Origin of the sequence: Stenotrophomonas sp. WED208, from assembly GCF_040984485.1 — a bacterium.
In the GTDB taxonomy this organism is placed as follows: Bacteria; Pseudomonadota; Gammaproteobacteria; order Xanthomonadales; family Xanthomonadaceae; genus Stenotrophomonas; species Stenotrophomonas riyadhensis.
Genome location: NZ_JAZARB010000001.1, coordinates 2,018,444 through 2,036,098, shown reverse-complemented (window position 1 = coordinate 2,036,098; position 17,655 = coordinate 2,018,444). Strand labels below are relative to the sequence as shown.

The following is a 17,655-nucleotide window of genomic DNA, read 5'->3' as shown; positions in this document are numbered from 1 at the left end:
ATGCGAACGCTTCCACGTTGGGCCTGGCATGCCGGTGGCTGGAGCCTGTTGCTCGCAATGCTGTTGCTGGCGTTCTCGGTCGGTCAGTTCCCGGTGCGCCCGGCGGCGCTGCTGAATGCCATCGGCTGGCAGCTGTTCGGCATCGGCGAACCCAGCGCGCCTGCAGTGCAGGCCGCGCTCTGGCACATCCGCCTGCCGCGCGTGCTCGCGGCCATGCTGATCGGCGCGGTACTGTCGGCAGCCGGTGCGGCCTACCAGGCCATGTTCCGCAATCCGCTGGTGTCGCCGGACATCCTCGGCGTCTCGGCCGGCGCGGGCCTTGGCGCTTCGCTGGGGCTGTTCCTCGGCCTGCCGATGCTGCTGGTGCAGGGCATCGCCTTCGCCGGTGGGCTGGGGGCCGTGGGCCTGGTCTGCCTGGTGGCAGCGCTGGTACGGCGGCATGATCCGGTCCTGGTGCTGGTGTTGGCCGGCGTTGCGGTGTCGGCACTGCTCGGCGCCGGCATCTCGCTGCTGAAGCTGCTGGCCGATCCGTACACGCAGCTGCCGTCGATCACCTTCTGGCTGCTGGGTGGCTTGAACGCGGTGGTCATCGACGACCTCAAGGTGACCGCGCCGCTGCTGCTGATCGGGCTGGTGCCGCTGGTGCTGCTGCGCTGGCGGGTGAACCTGCTCGGCCTGGGTGACGAGGAGGCCAGCGCGCTGGGTGTGGCGGTCACCCCGCTGCGCTGGACACTGATCGCCGCCGCCACGCTGTGCACGGCGGCAGCGGTGTCGCTGGCTGGCATCATCGGCTGGGTCGGGCTGGTGGTTCCACACATCGCGCGGCTGCTGGTCGGTGCTGATTTCCGCCGCCTGCTGCCGGCCAGCCTGCTGCTCGGCGCCAGCTTCCTGCTTGCCGCCGATACGCTGGCGCGCACCCTGGCGCCGATCGAACTGCCACTCGGCATCCTCACCGCCTTCGTCGGCGTGCCGTGTTTTCTGCTGGTGCTGGCACGCAGCGAGCGTCGCCCATGAATGCTGCGGCCCCGCTTCTGGAAGCACGTGGCCTGGTCATCGGCCATGCCGGCGTGGCACTGGGCGTGCCGTTTGCACTGTCGGTGCAGCCCGGCGAGGTGCTGTGCCTGCTTGGCCCGAACGGCTGTGGCAAGACCACCCTGTTCCGCACCCTGCTCGGCCTGCTGCCTGCGGTTCGCGGCGAAGTCGACCTGCAGGGCACGCCGCTGCGCGCGCATGATCGCGCCGCCCGCGCCCGCCGCATGGCGTACGTGCCGCAGGCCGCGCCGCTGCCCTTTGCCTGGCGCGTGCGCGAGGTGGTGGCCATGGGCCGCGCCGCGCACCTGGGCCTGCTGTCCGCACCCGGTCGCGCCGACGAGGCCATCGCCGATGACTGCCTGCGCGAACTGGGCCTGCAGGCGTTGGCGGACCGCACCGTCACTACGCTCAGTGGTGGTGAGCGCCAGCTGGTGCTGATCGCGCGCGCACTGGCCCAGCAGGCGCAACTGCTGGTGATGGACGAACCCACCGCCAGCCTCGACTTCGGCAACCAGCTGCGCATCCTCGATACCGTGCGCCGCCTGGCCGAGCGTGGCATCGGCGTGCTGCTGTCCACCCATCAACCGCAGCACGCGCTGCAGGTGGCCGACCGCATTGCGTTGATGTCCGCCGGTAGCCTGCAGGTGCTCGGTTCTGCCCGCGAGGTCGCAACGCCCGAGCGCCTCGCCACCCTGTATGGCGTCGATGCCACACGCGTCGCCGCCGCCCTGCCCGCTTCCGGAATTTCCACATGAGTACCCCGCTACCGACCCCGATCGACCACAGCGCACGCTACCGCCAACACCTGCAGGCCTGCGGCTTCCAGGCAAAGCCGGCCAGTGCCTGGGATGCGCGTGCCGCGCAGTCCAGCTGGAAGCGCCGCCACGATGACTACAGCGAGGCATTCCTCGACCGGCTTGATCTCAGTGGTGTCGCCACGGTGCTGGATGTCGGCTGTGGCCCCGGCCTGCTGAGCCTGCCGATTGCCGCACAGGTGGGCCATGTGCACGCGCTCGACTACAGCACCGGCATGCTCGACGGACTGCGCGCCGCGATCACCCGCGACGGCATCGGCAACATCACACCGTGGGCGCTGTCGTGGACCGACGACTGGGACGACGTGCCACGTTGCGATCTGGCCATTGCCTCGCGCTCGTTGATGGTGCCGGATCTGGAGGCCGCGCTGCGCAGGCTGGATGCGCACGCCCGCCAGCGCGCCTGCATTACTTTCGCCACCGGCCCTCGCGCCGGCGTACCAGAGCTGGCCGGGCTGCTTGGCCGTGACTGGGTGCCGATGCCCGACCACCGCTACCCGATCAACATGCTGCTGGACATGGGGCGCGAGCCGCAGGTGGATTACCTGCCCGAATCGGTACGTGATGTCGCACAGGATGCCGATGGCCTGGTGCGCCAGGCAGTAGAGCTGTTTGGTGCGTTGGATGCGGATGAGGAAGCACGCGTGCGCGCATGGCATGCTCGTTCGCCGCAGCACCGCTTCGGCATGGCGCCAACGCGACGCTGGGCGTTGATCCAGTGGGCGACGAACGGTTGAACCGGTAGAGCCGGCCGCTGGCCGGCTGCCCCGGATTCCGTGGTTGCCGGCCAGCGGCCGGCACTACCATCAGACGTAACCAACCATCGCCTGTACGTCACGGAACCCCTGAACCGGTAGAGCCGGCCGCTGGCCGGCTGCTCCGGAATCCGTGGTTGCCGGCCAGCGGCCGGCACTACCATCAGATGCAACCAACCATCGCCCGTGCGCCCATCACGGATCAACCGCCGACGATGCGGCCATCCACCACGCGTGCCACCTGATGGCCGAACATGGCCACATCCTGCGGGTCGTGGCTGATCAACAGCAACGGAATGCCAGTCTTGTCCAGCACGGTCTCAAGCTCCTGGCGCAGGTGCTGGCGCAGATCATGGTCCAGCGCCGAGAACGGCTCATCCAGCAGCAGCGCCTGCGGCTGTGTCACCAGGGCGCGCGCCAGTGCAGTGCGCTGGCGCTGTCCCCCGGATACCTGTGAGGGCAGCAGATCGCCCACCGTGTCGATGCGGAATGCGTGCAACCACTGCTCCACCGCTTCGAAGCGCTGCCCGGCGCGCGGATTCAACCAGCCCTTCTGCAGACCGAACGCCACGTTCTGGCGCACGCTCAGGTGCGGGAACAGCGCGTAATCCTGGAACACGTAGCCCAGCCGGCGGCGCTGCGGCGGCAGGTCCACGCCGGTCGCCGCGTCAAACAAGGTCTGCCCCTGCAGGCGCACGTGGCCCTGGCCCGGCCGCAGCAGCCCGGCCACCGCCTTCAGGGTCAGGCTCTTGCCGGCGCCCGAGGGGCCGAACAGCACTACCTGCCGCTGCGTGCACTGCAAAGCTACGTCCAGCATGAAATCCTGGCTGGCCGCCTGCAGTCGGCGCTGCACCTGCAGGTCAAGCCACATCACGCAGCTCCCGGCGACGCCCGCCCACCAACCGTGCGGCCAGCAGCAGGATCACGATGCACACCACCGAGGTCAGGATCACCAGCGCGTTGGCCTTGCCGTCCTGACCGGCCTGCACCGCCTCGTAGATGGCGATCGACAACGTCTGCGTGCGGCCCGGAATACTGCCTGCCACCATCAGTGTCGCGCCGAACTCGCCCATCGCACGTGCAAACGCCAGCAACAGGCCGGCGAGGATGCCACGCCAGGCCAGCGGCAGCGTGATGCGGAAGAACACCGCTGCTTCGGACACACCAAGCGTGCGTGCGGCCTGCTCCAGCTGTCCGTCCACTTCCTCGAACGCCGCGCGTGCCGGCTTGAACACCAGCGGCAGCGAGGCCACCGCCGCAGCGATCACCGCCGCCTGCCAGGTAAACACCAGGTTGATGCCGAACCACGACTGCAGCCACGCACCGATCGGTCCGTTACGGCCGATCAGCACCAGCAGGTAGTAGCCCAGCACCGTCGGCGGCAACACCATTGGCAGGGTCAGCAGTGAATCCAGCAGCTCACGGCCAGGAAATCGCCGACGCGCCAGCAGCGCACCCAGTGCCACGCCCAGCACCAGATTGATCGCGGTGGCCCAACCGGCCACCTTCAGCGACAACCACAGTGCGCTCCAGTCGAGATCCATGCCTCAGGGCTTGCCGAACCCATGTTTGGCCAGGATCGCCTGGCCCTGTGCGGAACGCACGAAGGCGGTGAAGCGCTTGGCTTCAGCCGGTTGCGCACTGGCCTTGGTCACCGCCAGCGGATAGGCGATACGCCCCGCCACAGGCACCGCGAAGGCGCGGCGCACGCGGTCGGGCATCGCCTGCGCATCGGTGGCATAGACGAAGCCGGCATCCACTTCACCGCGAGCCACGTAATCCAGCGACTGGCGCACGTTCTGCGTGGTGATGGTCTTGCCCTGCACCGACGACCACAGGCCTGCTGCTTCCAGCGCGCCCTTGGCATAGCGGCCGACCGGCACGCTGTCCGGGTTGCCCAGTGCGATGCGTTGCACGCCGGCACCGGCCAGGTCCTTCAAGGTACGCGGCGCGGCCTTGGCCTGCGGCGGCACCACCACCCACAGCGCATTCACCGCGAACACCTCGCGGGTACCGGCCGCCAGCAGGTCCTGCTGCTGGGCCTGGTCCATCGTGGCTTCATCGGCCGACGCGAACACATCCACCGGTGCACCACGGCTGATCTGCTGCAGCAGCACGCCGGACGCGGCGAAGTTGAAATCGACCTTGGTTCCCGGGTGCGCCTTCTCATAGGCGGCGCCCAGTTCGCGGAAGCTCTCGGTCAGGCTCGATGCCGCCGACACCGTCAGCTCGGCCGCCCAGGCCGGCAGCGTGGCCAGCAGTCCCAGCAACAACAGTCCAGCGCGCTTCATCGTCGGCTCCCGGCCAGGTTCAGTTCGGATCGGATTCGTCAGCCACCGCCAGCGCCGCCAGGCGCTCGGGCTGCAGCAGCAGGATCTCGCGCTGCTTCACCGCGATGATCCCATCATCGCTCAGGCGGCGCAGCACGCGGCTGGCGGTTTCCGGCGCCATCCGCAGGTAGTTGGCAATCTCGGTGCGTGCCATCGTCAGGTTGAAGCGCGTGGCGGAAAAGCCGCGGCGTGCGTAGCGCTCGGACATGTCCAGCAGGAACGCCGCCATGCGCTCTTCGGTACGGTGGTTGGCAGCCAGCGTGGCGACCTTGCCGATCTCCGCACTGAGCAGGCTGAACAGCTTGGCCTGCAGCCCCGGCATGCGCGTGGCCAGCAGGCTCAACTTGGGGAACGAGATGCGGCACAGGTGCACGGTGTCCAGCGCCACCGCATTGCAGGGGAAGCGCGAACCGTGGATCGCATTCAGGCCGATCACTTCGCCCGGCAGGCTGAAGCCCAGCACCTGCTCGTTGCCCTGGCTGTCATCGACGAAGGTCTTGACCATGCCAGCGCGCACCGCAGCGATCGAATCGAACGACTCACCGGCGCGGAAGATGTAGTCGCCGGCATGGAACGGGCCGACGTGGTCGACCAGCACATGCAGGTCGCCCAGCGCGGTCTTGTCGTAACCCTGCGACATGCAGGCATCGGAAAACGCACAGGTACTGCAGAAGTGCAGCGCGTCGCCATCATCGGCGGCGGCGGGGTTCGGCGTGGCCCGGCCGAGGCGACCCTGGGAAGGCGGAGTTGAAGACATCGGGGCAGGACTCAAGCGATGGCGGCCGCCGGCCGGAAGCATGCGGCCATCATACGCCACAGCAACCGCCCTTCTTCGGCCAGCCGCAGCACGCGTGCATCCCACTGCGCCCAGCCGCGCGCCAGCAGCGGCGACAGCGCCGGCAGCTGTTCGGCGAAGCATTCCTCGAACGGTTCATCATTGCGCCACTCGAAGGCGGCCGCATCGAGCGCATGATCGCAGGCGATGCTCTGTGCCACCTCGGCCGCCATCCGCTCGTCCTCGGACAGGATCAGGCCCGCGGCCACGCCCATGTGACCGGACTGCAATCGCGCCCGCCATTCGCCCAGCTCGTCCTCCAGCCGGTAGAACACTTCGCCGATCTGGCTGCAGGCGGACAGGCCAAGCCCGATGAAATCACTGCGGTCACGCCGTGGCACACCCGCCAGGTCGCAATGGCGCTGGCCGTCACCCGGCCCATGCGGGTTGGGCAGGTCGCCGCGCTGGTAGTGGTCACCACCGATCGGTTCGTAACCGGCCGCGCGCAGCAGCCGCCAGGCCTGCAGCCAGTGGGCCGCCGAGGGATCCCGCGGCAATGCACACGGCGCTGGCAACAGGATGCGCTCGGGCGCTTCGGCCAGCACCTCATGCAGACGCTCGATGAAGCCGATGTCCTCACTGGCGGGCACGCGCAGTTGGTAGTAGCGCGCGGTGAAGCCGACCTGCCGCGCCTGTGCCAGCAGGGTCGGCCCCGGCGCATCGGCACGGTCGATCACGTTCAGGCGGGTGCAGCCCACCGCCCGCAGCTGCGCCGGTGACAGCGCGCTGCCGGCGTCCAGCCGCACTTCCACCTGCGGGCGCGCCACCGTGCGCAGGTGCTGCGGCACGGCGTCCAGCAGCTGGCCCAGCTGGGGCGGTGGCAAGGTCTCGGCCAAGCCCAGCTGCAACACCATCGCCACCACTTCGCGGTCCTCGGCCAGGGCATCGGCCTGCAGCTGCAGGGCCAGCAGCAACGTGTCCAGATACGCCTGTGGCGGCACATCGCGCCCGCCACGACCGGCCTGGAAGCCGAGCGTCAAGCCACGCGGGATCAGGTGCTCGTTGCTGGCACGCACGGCGGCACGCCAGCCGCTTTCGCCAAACCCGGTGCTGAACTGGTCAGCCGCCGGAAACAGCACATGCCGGGGTTGCCGCAGCAATGCCGCCTGCAGCGCAGTGTCCTCACTCTCATCGACGTGGAAGCTCATGGCAGCCATCTTCGGGCGTTCCTCTTCGCGTGGCCCTGATTGAAATCAAGCGTGGCGCATCGGTGGGTTCATGCCGGCCAGCGGCCGGCACTACCCTTTCACCCGCTACCCGGTAGTGCCGGCCGCTGGCCGGCAACCCCCTCCACCCACCGCGCACCGTCCCGGTAGTGCCGGCCGCTGGCCGGCAACCCCCTCCACCCACCGCGCACCGTTCCGGTAGTGCCGGCCGCTGGCCGGCAACCCCGTTCACCTGCCGCGCACCCGCTCGGCCGCGGCCGCATCGATGGCTTCGGGCAGGTCGGTCTCGCGGTCGATCTGCGGGAAGTGACGGCGCTCCATGCGACGGATCGCAAAATGCATCCACGCCAGTGCAGCCGCCACCAGCACGAACAGCAGCATGAAACAGCTGCTCCAGATGCCCACGGCATCGTTCAATGCCCCGAACACGATCGGCAGGATGAAACCACCCAGGCCGCCGATCATGCCGACCACACCGCCCACCGCACCCACGTGCTGCGGGTAGTACACCGGAATGTGCTTGTAGACCGCCGCCTTGCCCAGCGACATGAAGAAGCCCAGCACGAACACCAGCACGGTGAACACCACCACACCGATGGCCAGATGGAAGTGGATCGGGCCATGGATGCCCTTCACCACGTACTCGGTATCCGGGTAGGCCAGCAGGAAGGTGCAGATGGCCGACACGCCGAAGGTCCAGTACATCACCCGGCGCGCCCCCATCCGGTCCGACATCCAGCCACCGACCACGCGGAACAGACTGGCCGGGATCGAGTAGCACGCCGCCAGCATGCCGGCGTGGCCCACGTCCATGCCGTAGGCGCCCACCAGGTAGTGCGGCAGCCACAGCGCCAACGCCACGAAACCGCCGAACACGAAGAAGTAGTACAGCGAGAACCGCCACACCTGCAGGTTCTTCAGCGGCGCCATCTGCTCGGCGAACGGCACCGGCTTCACGCCCTCGCGGCGACGCTGCTCCAGCGAGGGGTCTTCCTTGCTGAGGAGGAAGAACAACACCGCCGTGACGGCCAGCGCGACCGCCCAGACCTTGGCGACCATGGTCCAGCCGGCGGCCACCATCACCAGCGGCGCCAGCAGCTTGGTCACCGCCGAGCCGATGTTGCCGGCACCGAAGATGCCCAGCGCAGTGCCCTGCTTGCTGGCCGGGAACCACTTCGACACGTAGGCCACGCCCACCGAAAAGTTGCCGCCGGCAATGCCCACGCACAGCGCGGCGATCAGGAACTGGGTGTAGGTCTGCGCGTAGGTCAGCATCCAGGTGGCCACGGCGCCACACAGCATCACCAGCACCATCACCTTGCGGCCACCGAACTGGTCGGACCAGATGCCGAGGAAGACGCGACTGACCGAGCCGGTCAGCACCGGCGTGGCGATCAACAGGCCGAACTGAGTGTCGTTCAAACCGAGCTGCTGGCTGATCTGGATGCCGATGATTGAAAAGATCATCCACACCGCGAAGCACACGGTGAAGGCGAACGTGCTCAGCCACAGCGCACGTTGCTGCTGCCCGGCACTGGCGGGGGCAAGGGCCTGGTTCATGGGGTCTCCTCGTTCAATGGGGGTCAGCCGATATCCGCTTCGGCTTCGATCTCGTCCAGCCCGCGCACGGGGTAGCGTTCCTGCAGCTGCAGCAGGTAGGCCTGCACCTCGCGCTGGCGTACCTGCAGCTCCAGGTAATCACGCAGCTGCGGCAGCACCGCCTCGAACGGCTGTGGCTGGCCTTCCTCGCGAGCGTCGACGCAAACCACGTGGTAGCCCCAGCGCGATTCCACCGGGAAACCGGCCAGGCCCTCGCGCAGGCGGAACACCTGGCGGTCGAACTCCGGCGTGGTCTGCCCACGCTGCAACCAGCCCAGGTCGCCGCCCTCGCTGCTGGACGGGCAGCGCGAATGGCGCAGGGCGAAATCGGCGAACAGGTGCGGTGATTCCTTCAGCAGTCCGACCAGCCGCTCGCCTTCGGTGCGTGCGGCGAAGCGCCCGGCCACGTCGTCGGCCGGCGCAGCCAGCAGGATATGGCGCAGGCGCACGCGGTCAGGCGAGCGGAAGCGCTCCGGGTTCTGCTCGAAGTAGCGACGGCAGTCTTCGTCGGTCGGCACGCGGTCTTCGATCGCGTCTTCCAGCAGCTGCTGGATCAGCACTTCCTCGTCGCTGACCCGGTTGCCCTCCGGTGCCTGCAGGCCCAGCCGCTGTGCTTCCAGCCGCAGCAGCTCGCGCACCACCAGGGCACGTGCCGCTTCGGCGCGTGACTGTTCCGGGCGCATCGCCCGATGGTGCTGCATCTCGCGGGCGATATCGGCCTCGCTGATCGCGGTCTCGTCCACGAACAGCCGGCACGGTGCCGGCTGCCCGAGCGAGCGCGGCCCCTGCTCTGCCGCGTCGTGGTGGTGCGAATGCGCCTCGGCAGGCACCGGTGCGGCGGAGTCGATCACGGTGATCGGCAGGAATTTCGGCAGGCTGCCCATGGTTTACTCCCGCGGACCGTAACGCAGCGTGGCCTGGCGGCGGCGCACCACCTGGTAGGGCCGCCACAGGTAGCTGATCGGGATGCTCCACACGTGCACCAGGCGGGTGAACGGCGCGATCAGGAACAGGGTCAGGCCCAGGAAGATGTGCATCTTGTAGACCCAGCTGACGCCCTCGATGTAGTCGGCGGCACCGGCACGGAAGGTCACGATGTGCTGCGCCCATTCGGCCAGCTGCACCATCACTCCACCGTCGAGGTGGCCGGACGAGATGCGGATGCTGTACAGGCCCAGGCACAGCTGTGCGAACAGCAGCACCAGCACCAGGGTGTCACCGAAGCTGCCGGTGGCCCGTACCCGCGCATTGAACAAGCGGCGTACCAGCAGGATGCTGATGCCGATGAAGCACAGCGCGCCGAACACACCACCGACCACCATCGCCAGCATCTGCTTCTGCGACGAAGTGATGAAGTGCTCGTACACCGCGTGCGGGGTCAGCAGGCCGACCAGGTGGCCGCCGAGGATGGCCAGGATGCCGATGTGGAAGCAGTTGCTGCCGATCCGCATGCCCTTGTCCGAGAGCATCTGGCTGGAGCCGGTGCGCCAGGTGTACATGGCCTTGTCATAGCGCGCCCAGCTGCCGATCAGCAGCACCGCCACGGCGATGTACGGGTAGTACTGGAAGGCGAATTGATGCAGGGAGTAACTCATGGCTGGACCTCTCGATGCGAAGGACGGGCCGGCGAACGCACGGGTGGCTTGCAGTCTTCGGAGGGTGCTTCGGCGCCGAAGCGCACCGCCTCCTCCTCCCACAAGCGGTCCATGGCCTCGGCGGTATCGTCGCGGACTTCCTCGCTGGCACGCTGGCGCAGCGCCTGCAGATCGGCCTTGCCGTCACCGGCTTCGACCAGGATCTCGAACAGCACCCGGTGCGGCAGCTCACGCTCGGCGGCACGCGCCGCCAGCATCCCGGCGATATGGCCGATGTGATGCAGCCACTCGCGGGCCTCGCTGCCGGGGCGATGGGCGAGGAACTCCAGCAGCAGCGGCAGGTAGTCCGGCAGCTCGCGCGCATCCAGTTCAAAGCCGTTGCGGCGGTAGGTCTCGACCAGATCGACCATGGCCTGGCCGCGGTCGCGCGACTCGCCATGGATGTGTTCGAACAGCAGCAGGCTCATCGAGCGGCCACGGTCGAAACTGGCCAGCCACGCCGCCTGCGCATCCAGCGCATCGGTAGCCAGCAGCTGCTGCACGAAGCTTCGCAGCTGCTGGCGGCGGGCGGCGCTCAGCGCCGGGTCGTCGCAGGCGGCGAGCAGTTCCTCCCCGTGCTGCCACAGTTCTTCACGGGGGTAGTCCAGCAGCACCCCGACCAGCTTGAGCACGCTCATCACACCACCTCCTTGCGGCGGTGGTTCGGCCCCTTGTCCACCACGAAGGTGGTGCTCTTGCGCTGGCCGAACAGGTCGGCCGGGCTGTCACCGTTGCAGCCGTTGCCGAAGGTGAAGCCGCAGCCGCCGCGCTCGCCGAAGGCATCGTTGGCGTACTCGCGGTGGCCGGTCGGAATCACGAAACGGTCCTCGTAGTTGGCGATGGCCAGGTAGCGGTACATCTCTTCCACCTGGGCGATGCTCAGCCCGGTCTGTTCCAGCACCGCGGTGTCTTCCACGCCGTCCACGTTCTTGGCCCGGCGCCAGGCCCGCATCGCCATCAGCCGTTCCAGCGCGCGTACCACCGGCGCTTCGTCACCCGCCGTCAGCAGGTTGGCCAGGTAGCGCATCGGGATGCGCAGCGAGGCCACGTCCGGCAGCTCGCCGCTCATGCCCACCCGGCCACGTTCGGCAGCCGACTGGATCGGCGACAGCGGCGGTACGTACCAGACCATCGGCAACGTGCGGTATTCCGGGTGCAGCGGCAGCGCCAGCTTCCAGTCGATCGCCAGCTTGTACACCGGCGACTGCTTGGCCGCATCCAGCCAGCTGTCCGGGATGCCCTCCTTGCGCGCGGCGGCGATCACCGCCGGGTCGTTCGGGTCCAGGAAGATGTCCAGGTGGGCCTGGTAGAGGTCCTTCTCGGCGGCCACCGAAGCCGCCTCGGCGATGCGGTCGGCGTCGTACAGCATCACGCCGAGGTAGCGGATGCGGCCCACGCAGGTTTCCGAGCACACGGTCGGCTCGCCCATCTCGATGCGCGGGTAGCAGAAGATGCACTTCTCCGACTTGCCGCTCTTCCAGTTGTAGTAGATCTTCTTGTACGGGCAGGCCGAGACGCACATGCGCCAACCGCGGCACTTGTCCTGGTCGATCAGCACGATGCCATCTTCCTCGCGCTTGTAGATCGCGCCCGAGGGGCACGCCGACACGCACGCCGGGTTCAGGCAGTGCTCGCACAGGCGCGGCAGGTACATCATGAAGGTCTTCTCGAAGGCGCCGTAGATCTCCTTCTGCACCTGGTCGAAGTTGTAGTCGCGCGAGCGCTTGCTGAACTCCGAACCCAGGATCTCCTCCCAGTTCGGGCCCCACTCGATCTTCTGCATGCGCTCGCCACTGATCAGCGAGCGCGGCCGCGCGGTGGGCTGGTGCTGGCTGTCCTTGGCGGTGTGCAGGTTCTGGTAGTCGAAATCGAACGGCTCGTAGTAGTCGTCGATCTGCGGCAGGTCCGGGTTGGCGAAGATCTTGGCCAGCATGCGCCAGCGGCCACCTGCACGCGGTACCAGCTTGCCGGCGCGGGTACGCACCCAGCCGCCGTTCCACTTGTCCTGGTTTTCCCATTCCTTCGGGTAGCCGATGCCTGGCTTGGTTTCCACGTTGTTGAACCAGGCGTATTCGACGCCCTCGCGCGAGGTCCAGACGTTCTTGCAGGTGATCGAGCAGGTATGGCAGCCGATGCACTTGTCCAGGTTCAGCACCATCGCGATCTGTGCACGGACCTTCATCACACCACCTCCTTGCTGGCCGATGCCGAAGCACCAGCGGGCTGCTCATCGGTCGCTCCTGCGCGTCCTGCGCCCGCGACACTCGAACTTCCTTGTTCATCGTCCAGCCAATCGATCTTGTCCATCTTGCGCACGATCACGAACTCGTCGCGGTTGGTACCGCAGGTGCCGTAGTAGTTGAAACCGTAGGCCAGCTGCGCGTAGCCGCCGATCATGTGGGTGGGCTTGAGCACGATGCGGGTCACCGAGTTGTGGATGCCGCCGCGGGTCCCGGAAATCTCCGAGCCCGGCACGTTGATGATGCGTTCCTGGGCGTGGTACATCATCGCCATGCCCGGCATCACGCGCTGGCTGACCACCGCACGCGCGGCAATCGCACCGTTGACGTTGAACAGCTCGATCCAATCGTTGTCGACGATGCCGGCACTGCGCGCGTCGTCCTCGCTGATCCACACGATCGGGCCACCGCGCGACAGCGTCTGCATGATCAGGTTGTCGCTGTAGGTGCTGTGGATGCCCCACTTCTGGTGTGGCGTGATCCAGTTCAGCACAATCTCCTTGTTACCGTTCGGGCGCTGGTTCAGCAGCGGCTCCACCGTGCGTGTGTTGACCGGCGGCCGGTAGCCCATGAAGGCCTCGCCGAAGTCGATCATCCACTCGTGGTCCTGGTAGAACTGCTGGCGACCGGTCACCGTGCGCCACGGAATCAGCTCGTGCACGTTGGTATAGCCGGCGTTGTAGCTGACGTTGTCGTCCTCCAGGCCCGACCAGATCGGCGAAGAGATGATCTTGCGCGGCTGTGCCTGGATGTCACGGAAGCGGATCGCCTCGTGCTCCTTGCCCACCGCCAGGTGGGTATGCTCGCGGCCGGTGAAGGTCCCCAGCGATTCCCACGCCTTCACTGCGACGTGGCCATTGGTTTCCGGCGCCAGGTGCAGGATCACCTCGGCCGCGTCGATCGCGGTCGAAATGGCCGGGCGACCCTGGCTCACGCCCGCGTCGTGCACGGTGTGGTTGAGCTTGCCGAGGAATTCGACCTCGTGCTTCGTGTCCCAGCTCATGCCCTTGCCGCCGTTGCCCAGCGTGTCCAGCAGCGGGCCCAGCGAGGTGAACTTGCGGTACAGGTTCGGGTAGTCACGCTCCACCACCGTCATCGACGGCATGGTCTGGCCCGGGATGGCCTCGCATTCGCCCTTCTTCCAGTCGGCCACGCCGAACGGCATGCCCAGTTCGTTCGGGGTGTCGTGCAGGGTCGGCACCAGCACCAGATCCTTCTCCACGCCCAGCACGCCCGGCGCCATCTCGCTCACGGTGCGGGCGACCTCCTTGAAGATCTCCCAGTCGCTGCGCGATTCCCACGCCGGATCCACCGCCTTCGACAGCGGGTGGATGAACGGGTGCATGTCCGAGGTGTTGAGGTCGTCCTTCTCGTACCAGGTGGCCGTGGGCAGCACGATGTCCGAGTACAGCGCGGTGGTGCACATGCGGAAGTCGAGCGTGACCAGCAGGTCCAGCTTGCCTTCCGGTGCCTCGTCGCGCCACGTCACCTCCTCCGGCTTGATCGCCCCCATCTCGCCCAGGTCCTTGCCCTGCAGGCCATGGCGCGTACCCAGCAGGTGCCGCAGCATGTACTCGTGACCCTTGCCCGACGAACCCAGCAGGTTCGAGCGCCAGATGAACATCATCCGCGGATGGTTCTGCTGTGCATCCGGGTCAGCGAAGGCGAAGTCCAGCGAGCCGTCCTTGAACTTGCCCAGCGCGTAGTCGGCCGGGGCAACGCCCGCCGCGTCCGCCTCGCGTACCAGCTGCAACGGGTTGCGGTTCAGCTGCGGCGCACAGGGCAGCCAGCCCATGCGCACCGCGCGCAGGTTCAGGTCGGCGAGGCTGCCGCTGTACTTGCTGGCATCGGCCAGCGGCGACAGCAGCTCTTCCACCTGCAGCTTCTCGTAGCGCCACTGCCCGGTGTTGAAGTAGAAGAACGAGGTGCCGTTCATGTGGCGCGGCGGCCGGCTCCAGTCCAGGCCGAACGCCAGTGGCTGCCATCCGGTCTGCGGGCGCAGCTTCTCCTGGCCCACGTAGTGCGCCCAACCACCACCGGTCTGGCCCACGCAACCGCACATGATCAGCATGTTGATCAGGCCGCGGTAGTTCATGTCGTTGTGGAACCAGTGGTTCATGCCCGCGCCGACGATGATCATCGAACGGCCATGGGTCTTGTCGGCGGTACGCGCGAACTCGCGGGCGATCTCGATCACCTCGGCACGCGACACGCCAGTGATGCGTTCCTGCCAGGCAGGCGTGCCCGGCACCATGTCGTCGAAGCTCGATGCCACGTTGCCGCCGCCAAAGCCACGGTCCACGCCGTACTGGGCCAGCAGCAGGTCGTAGACCGTGGCCACCAGGGTCTCGCCACCGTCGGCGAGGGCCAAGCGACGCACCGGGATGTTGCGCTCAAGCACGTCGTCGGCCGGCGCGGCAGTCCAGCCATCGGTCTCGATGCCACCGAAGTACGGGAAGCTCACCGCTTCGATGCCCTCATGGCCATCGGCCAGGCTCAGGCGCAGGCGCGTCTCGGCGCCCTTGCTCTCCTTCTCCTCGATGTTCCACTTGCCCTTCTCGCCCCAGCGGAAGCCGATCGAGCCGTTGGGCACCACGATCTGGCCGCTGGTCTCGTCATAGGCCAGCGTCTTCCAGTCCGGGTTGTTGGCTTCGCCCAGCCCGCCCAGTTCACTGGCACGCAGGAAACGGCCCGGCACCAGGCGGCCGTCGTCGCGGCGCTCCAGGCGCACCAGCATCGGCATGTCCGAGTACTGGCGGCAGTAGTCCTGGAAGTACTGCGAGGGCGAATTGACGTGGAACTCGCGCAGGATCACATGGCCGAAGGCGAAGGCCAGCGCCGCATCGGTGCCCTGCTTGGGGTGCAGCCAATGGTCGGTCAGCTTGGCCAGCTCGGAATAGTCCGGGCAGATCGCCACCGTCTTGGTGCCGTTGTAGCGCGCCTCGGTGAAGAAATGCGCATCGGGCGTGCGCGTCTGCGGCACGTTCGAGCCCCAGGCGATGATGTAGCGGCTGTTGTACCAGTCGGCCGATTCGGGCACGTCGGTCTGCTCGCCCCAGATCTGCGGCGAGGCCGGCGGCAAATCGCAGTACCAGTCGTAGAAGGACAGGCAGGCGCCGCCCAGCAGCGACAGGTAGCGTGCACCGGCGGCGTAGGACACCATCGACATCGCCGGGATCGGCGAGAAGCCGACCACGCGATCCGGGCCGTACTGCTTCACCGTGTACAGGTTGGAGGCCGCAATGATCTCGTTGGCCTCTTCCCATTGCAGGCGCACGAAGCCGCCCATGCCGCGGCGGGTCTTGTACGAACGCGCCTTCTCCTTGTCCTCCACGATGCTGGCCCAGGCATCGACCGGGGCCTTGCTCTTGCGCGCTTCGCGCCACAGGCGCAGCAGCGTGCCGCGGATCAGCGGGTACTTCAGCCGGTTGGCGCTGTACAGGTACCAGGAATAGCTGGCGCCACGCGGGCAGCCACGCGGTTCATGGTTGGGCAGGTCCGGGCGCGTACGCGGGTAATCGGTCTGCTGGGTTTCCCAGGTGACCAGGCCGTTCTTGACGTAGATCTTCCAGCTGCACGAACCCGTGCAGTTCACGCCGTGGGTGGAGCGCACGATCTTGTCGTACTGCCAGCGGGCGCGGTAGCTGTTTTCCCAGTCACGGCCTTCGCTCTTGGCGAATCCGTGGCCATCGGCAAAGGTCTGGGGGCCACGCTTGAAGAACTGCAAGCGATCGAGGAAATAACTCATCGGGGGTCTCCCTTTGCGGACATCGGCATCGTGGCTGTGTGTGTCATCTGGCTGCGGTGCGTTTTCATGTCGTCAGCAGGGTGTCTCGGCACCGCGCCGGTAATACCACCACCAGGTCACGGCCAGGCAGGTGACGTAGAAAACAACGAATCCGTACAGCGCCATGTCGGGGCTGCCGGTCAAGGTGATGGACGAGCCGTAGCTCTTGGGAATGAAGAAACCGCCGTAGGCACCGATCGCACCGGAGAAACCGACCACCGCGGCCGACTCGATGCTGGCCTGGTGCGCGGCGGTAGCCTTGCCCTCGGCGTTGTCGTTGGCCGACCAGCGCTCATGCAGGGTGCGGAAGATCACCGGGATCATGCGGAAGGTGGTGCCGTTGCCGATGCCACTGAGCACGAACAGCGCCATGAAGCTGAGCAGGAAGCCATGGAAGTTCCCGCCCTGGCCGTGACTGGGCAGGAAGTGCAGCACGCCGAACACGGCCGCGATCATCAGCGCGAACACCCAGAAGGTCAGGCGTGCGCCGCCCCAGCGGTCGGCCATGCTGCCGCCCACCGAGCGCATCAGTGCGCCCAGCAGCGGGCCGATGAAGGCGTAGGCCAGCGGGTTCACATCCGGGAACTGGCTCTTCACCAGCATCGGGAAGCCGGCCGAGAAGCCGATGTAGGAACCGAAGGTGCCGATGTACAACCAGCACATCAGCCAGTTGTGCTTGCGGCGGAAGATCACCGCCTGCTCGGAGAACGACGAGCGGGCGCTGGTCAGGTCGTTCATGCCGAACCAGGCCGCGATGGCGCACAGCGCGATGGCCGGCACCCAGATGAAGCCGGCGTTCTGCAGGAACAACGGCGCCCCACCCTCCACCGTGGGCTGCGGTGCACCACCCAGCGCACCGAACACGCCCACGGTGATGACCAGCGGGATCACCGCCTGCGCCACCGACACGCCCACATTGCCCAGGCCGGCGTTCAGGCCCAGCGCCAGGCCCTGCTTCTGCTTGGGGTAGAAGAAGGAGATGTTGGACATCGACGACGAGAAGTTCGCGCCGCCGAACCCGCACAGGATCGCGATGGCCACGAACACCCCGTACGGCGTGGCCGGGTCCTGTACCGCAAAGCCGAGCCAGAGCGTCGGCGCCAGCAGCGAGGCCGTGGACAGCGCGGTCCAGCGGCGGCCACCGAAGATCGGAATCACGAACGAATAGAAGATGCGCAGCGTAGCGCCGGACAGGCTGGGCAGCGCCACCAGCCAGAACAGCTGGTCGGTACTGAAGTTGAAGCCGATCTTCGGCAGGCTGATCGACACCGCCGAGAACAGCACCCAGACCGAGAAGGCCAGCAGCAGCGAGGGAATCGAGATGACCAGGTTGCGGGTGGCGACCCGCTTGCCGGTGCGCGCCCAGTAGCCGGGGTCCTCCGGCGTCCAGTCGCTGATGACGCGACCCGGACGGGCAGTGCTGCGGACAACAGGATCGCTACCGACGGTCATACATGGCTCC

At 67.3% G+C, this 17,655-nt stretch carries 15 protein-coding genes; 3 read left to right on the top strand and 12 right to left on the bottom strand.

Annotated features, from left to right (window positions below):
* From VPH47_RS09070 to VPH47_RS09060, 3 genes are read left to right on the top strand one after another with little or no spacing between them, the layout of a single operon-like run.
* Positions 1-1,014 carry a FecCD family ABC transporter permease gene (locus VPH47_RS09070; protein ID WP_368850564.1) on the top strand — a complete coding sequence of 338 codons (1,014 nt, stop codon included), beginning with the start codon at positions 1-3 and terminating at the stop codon, positions 1,012-1,014.
* On the top strand, positions 1,011-1,787 hold the full coding sequence (locus VPH47_RS09065; RefSeq protein ID WP_368850563.1) for an ABC transporter ATP-binding protein: 777 nt from the start codon (positions 1,011-1,013) through the stop codon (positions 1,785-1,787). Before VPH47_RS09070 ends, VPH47_RS09065 begins: the two co-directional genes overlap by 4 nt.
* Entirely contained in the window at positions 1,784-2,584 is an 801-nt protein-coding gene (locus tag VPH47_RS09060; RefSeq protein WP_368850562.1) for a class I SAM-dependent methyltransferase, read from the top strand. Before VPH47_RS09065 ends, VPH47_RS09060 begins: the two co-directional genes overlap by 4 nt.
* A gap of 220 nt (positions 2,585-2,804) precedes the next feature.
* Here VPH47_RS09060 and VPH47_RS09055 read toward each other — a convergent pair whose 3' ends face one another.
* The 12 genes from VPH47_RS09055 to VPH47_RS09000 form a co-directional block, all read right to left on the bottom strand.
* A complete protein-coding gene (locus VPH47_RS09055; RefSeq protein ID WP_248857794.1) occupies positions 2,805-3,473 on the bottom strand; it encodes a sulfate/molybdate ABC transporter ATP-binding protein in 669 nt (222 codons plus the stop codon).
* A complete protein-coding gene (gene modB, locus VPH47_RS09050; RefSeq protein ID WP_005413347.1) occupies positions 3,463-4,146 on the bottom strand; it encodes a molybdate ABC transporter permease subunit in 684 nt (227 codons plus the stop codon). Before modB ends, VPH47_RS09055 begins: the two co-directional genes overlap by 11 nt.
* A gap of 3 nt (positions 4,147-4,149) precedes the next feature.
* On the bottom strand, positions 4,150-4,893 hold the full coding sequence (modA, locus tag VPH47_RS09045) for a molybdate ABC transporter substrate-binding protein (RefSeq protein ID WP_368850561.1): 744 nt from the start codon (positions 4,891-4,893) through the stop codon (positions 4,150-4,152).
* Positions 4,894-4,912: 19 nt separating this feature from the next.
* On the bottom strand, positions 4,913-5,689 hold the full coding sequence (locus VPH47_RS09040) for a helix-turn-helix domain-containing protein (RefSeq protein ID WP_012511268.1): 777 nt from the start codon (positions 5,687-5,689) through the stop codon (positions 4,913-4,915).
* An 11-nt stretch (positions 5,690-5,700) separates the two neighbouring features.
* Positions 5,701-6,915 (bottom strand): coproporphyrinogen III oxidase, encoded by a 1,215-nt coding sequence (locus VPH47_RS09035; protein WP_125895822.1) that lies wholly within the window; start codon positions 6,913-6,915, stop codon positions 5,701-5,703.
* Positions 6,916-7,161: 246 nt separating this feature from the next.
* Positions 7,162-8,493: a nitrate/nitrite transporter gene (locus VPH47_RS09030; protein ID WP_248857798.1), complete on the bottom strand. Its 1,332-nt coding sequence runs from the start codon at positions 8,491-8,493 to the stop codon at positions 7,162-7,164.
* A gap of 23 nt (positions 8,494-8,516) precedes the next feature.
* The gene (locus VPH47_RS09025; RefSeq protein WP_125426472.1) at positions 8,517-9,416 is read right to left on the bottom strand and encodes a peptidylprolyl isomerase; all 900 of its coding nucleotides are present in this window, start codon (positions 9,414-9,416) and stop codon (positions 8,517-8,519) included.
* 3 nt (positions 9,417-9,419) lie between these two features.
* Entirely contained in the window at positions 9,420-10,127 is a 708-nt protein-coding gene (gene narI / locus VPH47_RS09020) for a respiratory nitrate reductase subunit gamma (protein WP_010485313.1), read from the bottom strand.
* On the bottom strand, positions 10,124-10,804 hold the full coding sequence (gene narJ, locus VPH47_RS09015) for a nitrate reductase molybdenum cofactor assembly chaperone (RefSeq protein ID WP_164080095.1): 681 nt from the start codon (positions 10,802-10,804) through the stop codon (positions 10,124-10,126). The genes narI and narJ overlap by 4 nt, the downstream gene beginning before the upstream one ends.
* On the bottom strand, positions 10,804-12,348 hold the full coding sequence (gene narH / locus VPH47_RS09010; protein WP_012511273.1) for a nitrate reductase subunit beta: 1,545 nt from the start codon (positions 12,346-12,348) through the stop codon (positions 10,804-10,806). The genes narJ and narH overlap by 1 nt, the downstream gene beginning before the upstream one ends.
* The gene (locus tag VPH47_RS09005) at positions 12,348-16,154 is read right to left on the bottom strand and encodes a nitrate reductase subunit alpha (RefSeq protein ID WP_368850560.1); all 3,807 of its coding nucleotides are present in this window, start codon (positions 16,152-16,154) and stop codon (positions 12,348-12,350) included. Before VPH47_RS09005 ends, narH begins: the two co-directional genes overlap by 1 nt.
* 72 nt (positions 16,155-16,226) lie before the next feature.
* The gene (locus VPH47_RS09000) at positions 16,227-17,645 is read right to left on the bottom strand and encodes a NarK family nitrate/nitrite MFS transporter (RefSeq protein WP_180855510.1); all 1,419 of its coding nucleotides are present in this window, start codon (positions 17,643-17,645) and stop codon (positions 16,227-16,229) included.
* Positions 17,646-17,655: the final 10 nt, after the last annotated feature.

Coding starts and splice junctions, on each gene's coding strand:
- VPH47_RS09070 (WP_368850564.1), top strand. CDS start 1: ATGCGAACGCTTCCACGTTGGGCCTGGCATGCCGGTGGCTGGAGCCTG.
- VPH47_RS09065 (WP_368850563.1), top strand. CDS start 1,011: ATGAATGCTGCGGCCCCGCTTCTGGAAGCACGTGGCCTGGTCATCGGC.
- VPH47_RS09060 (WP_368850562.1), top strand. CDS start 1,784: ATGAGTACCCCGCTACCGACCCCGATCGACCACAGCGCACGCTACCGC.
- VPH47_RS09055 (WP_248857794.1), bottom strand. CDS start 3,473: ATGTGGCTTGACCTGCAGGTGCAGCGCCGACTGCAGGCGGCCAGCCAG.
- modB (WP_005413347.1), bottom strand. CDS start 4,146: ATGGATCTCGACTGGAGCGCACTGTGGTTGTCGCTGAAGGTGGCCGGT.
- modA (WP_368850561.1), bottom strand. CDS start 4,893: ATGAAGCGCGCTGGACTGTTGTTGCTGGGACTGCTGGCCACGCTGCCG.
- VPH47_RS09040 (WP_012511268.1), bottom strand. CDS start 5,689: ATGTCTTCAACTCCGCCTTCCCAGGGTCGCCTCGGCCGGGCCACGCCG.
- VPH47_RS09035 (WP_125895822.1), bottom strand. CDS start 6,915: ATGAGCTTCCACGTCGATGAGAGTGAGGACACTGCGCTGCAGGCGGCA.
- VPH47_RS09030 (WP_248857798.1), bottom strand. CDS start 8,493: ATGAACCAGGCCCTTGCCCCCGCCAGTGCCGGGCAGCAGCAACGTGCG.
- VPH47_RS09025 (WP_125426472.1), bottom strand. CDS start 9,416: ATGGGCAGCCTGCCGAAATTCCTGCCGATCACCGTGATCGACTCCGCC.
- narI (WP_010485313.1), bottom strand. CDS start 10,127: ATGAGTTACTCCCTGCATCAATTCGCCTTCCAGTACTACCCGTACATC.
- narJ (WP_164080095.1), bottom strand. CDS start 10,804: ATGAGCGTGCTCAAGCTGGTCGGGGTGCTGCTGGACTACCCCCGTGAA.
- narH (WP_012511273.1), bottom strand. CDS start 12,348: ATGAAGGTCCGTGCACAGATCGCGATGGTGCTGAACCTGGACAAGTGC.
- VPH47_RS09005 (WP_368850560.1), bottom strand. CDS start 16,154: ATGAGTTATTTCCTCGATCGCTTGCAGTTCTTCAAGCGTGGCCCCCAG.
- VPH47_RS09000 (WP_180855510.1), bottom strand. CDS start 17,645: ATGACCGTCGGTAGCGATCCTGTTGTCCGCAGCACTGCCCGTCCGGGT.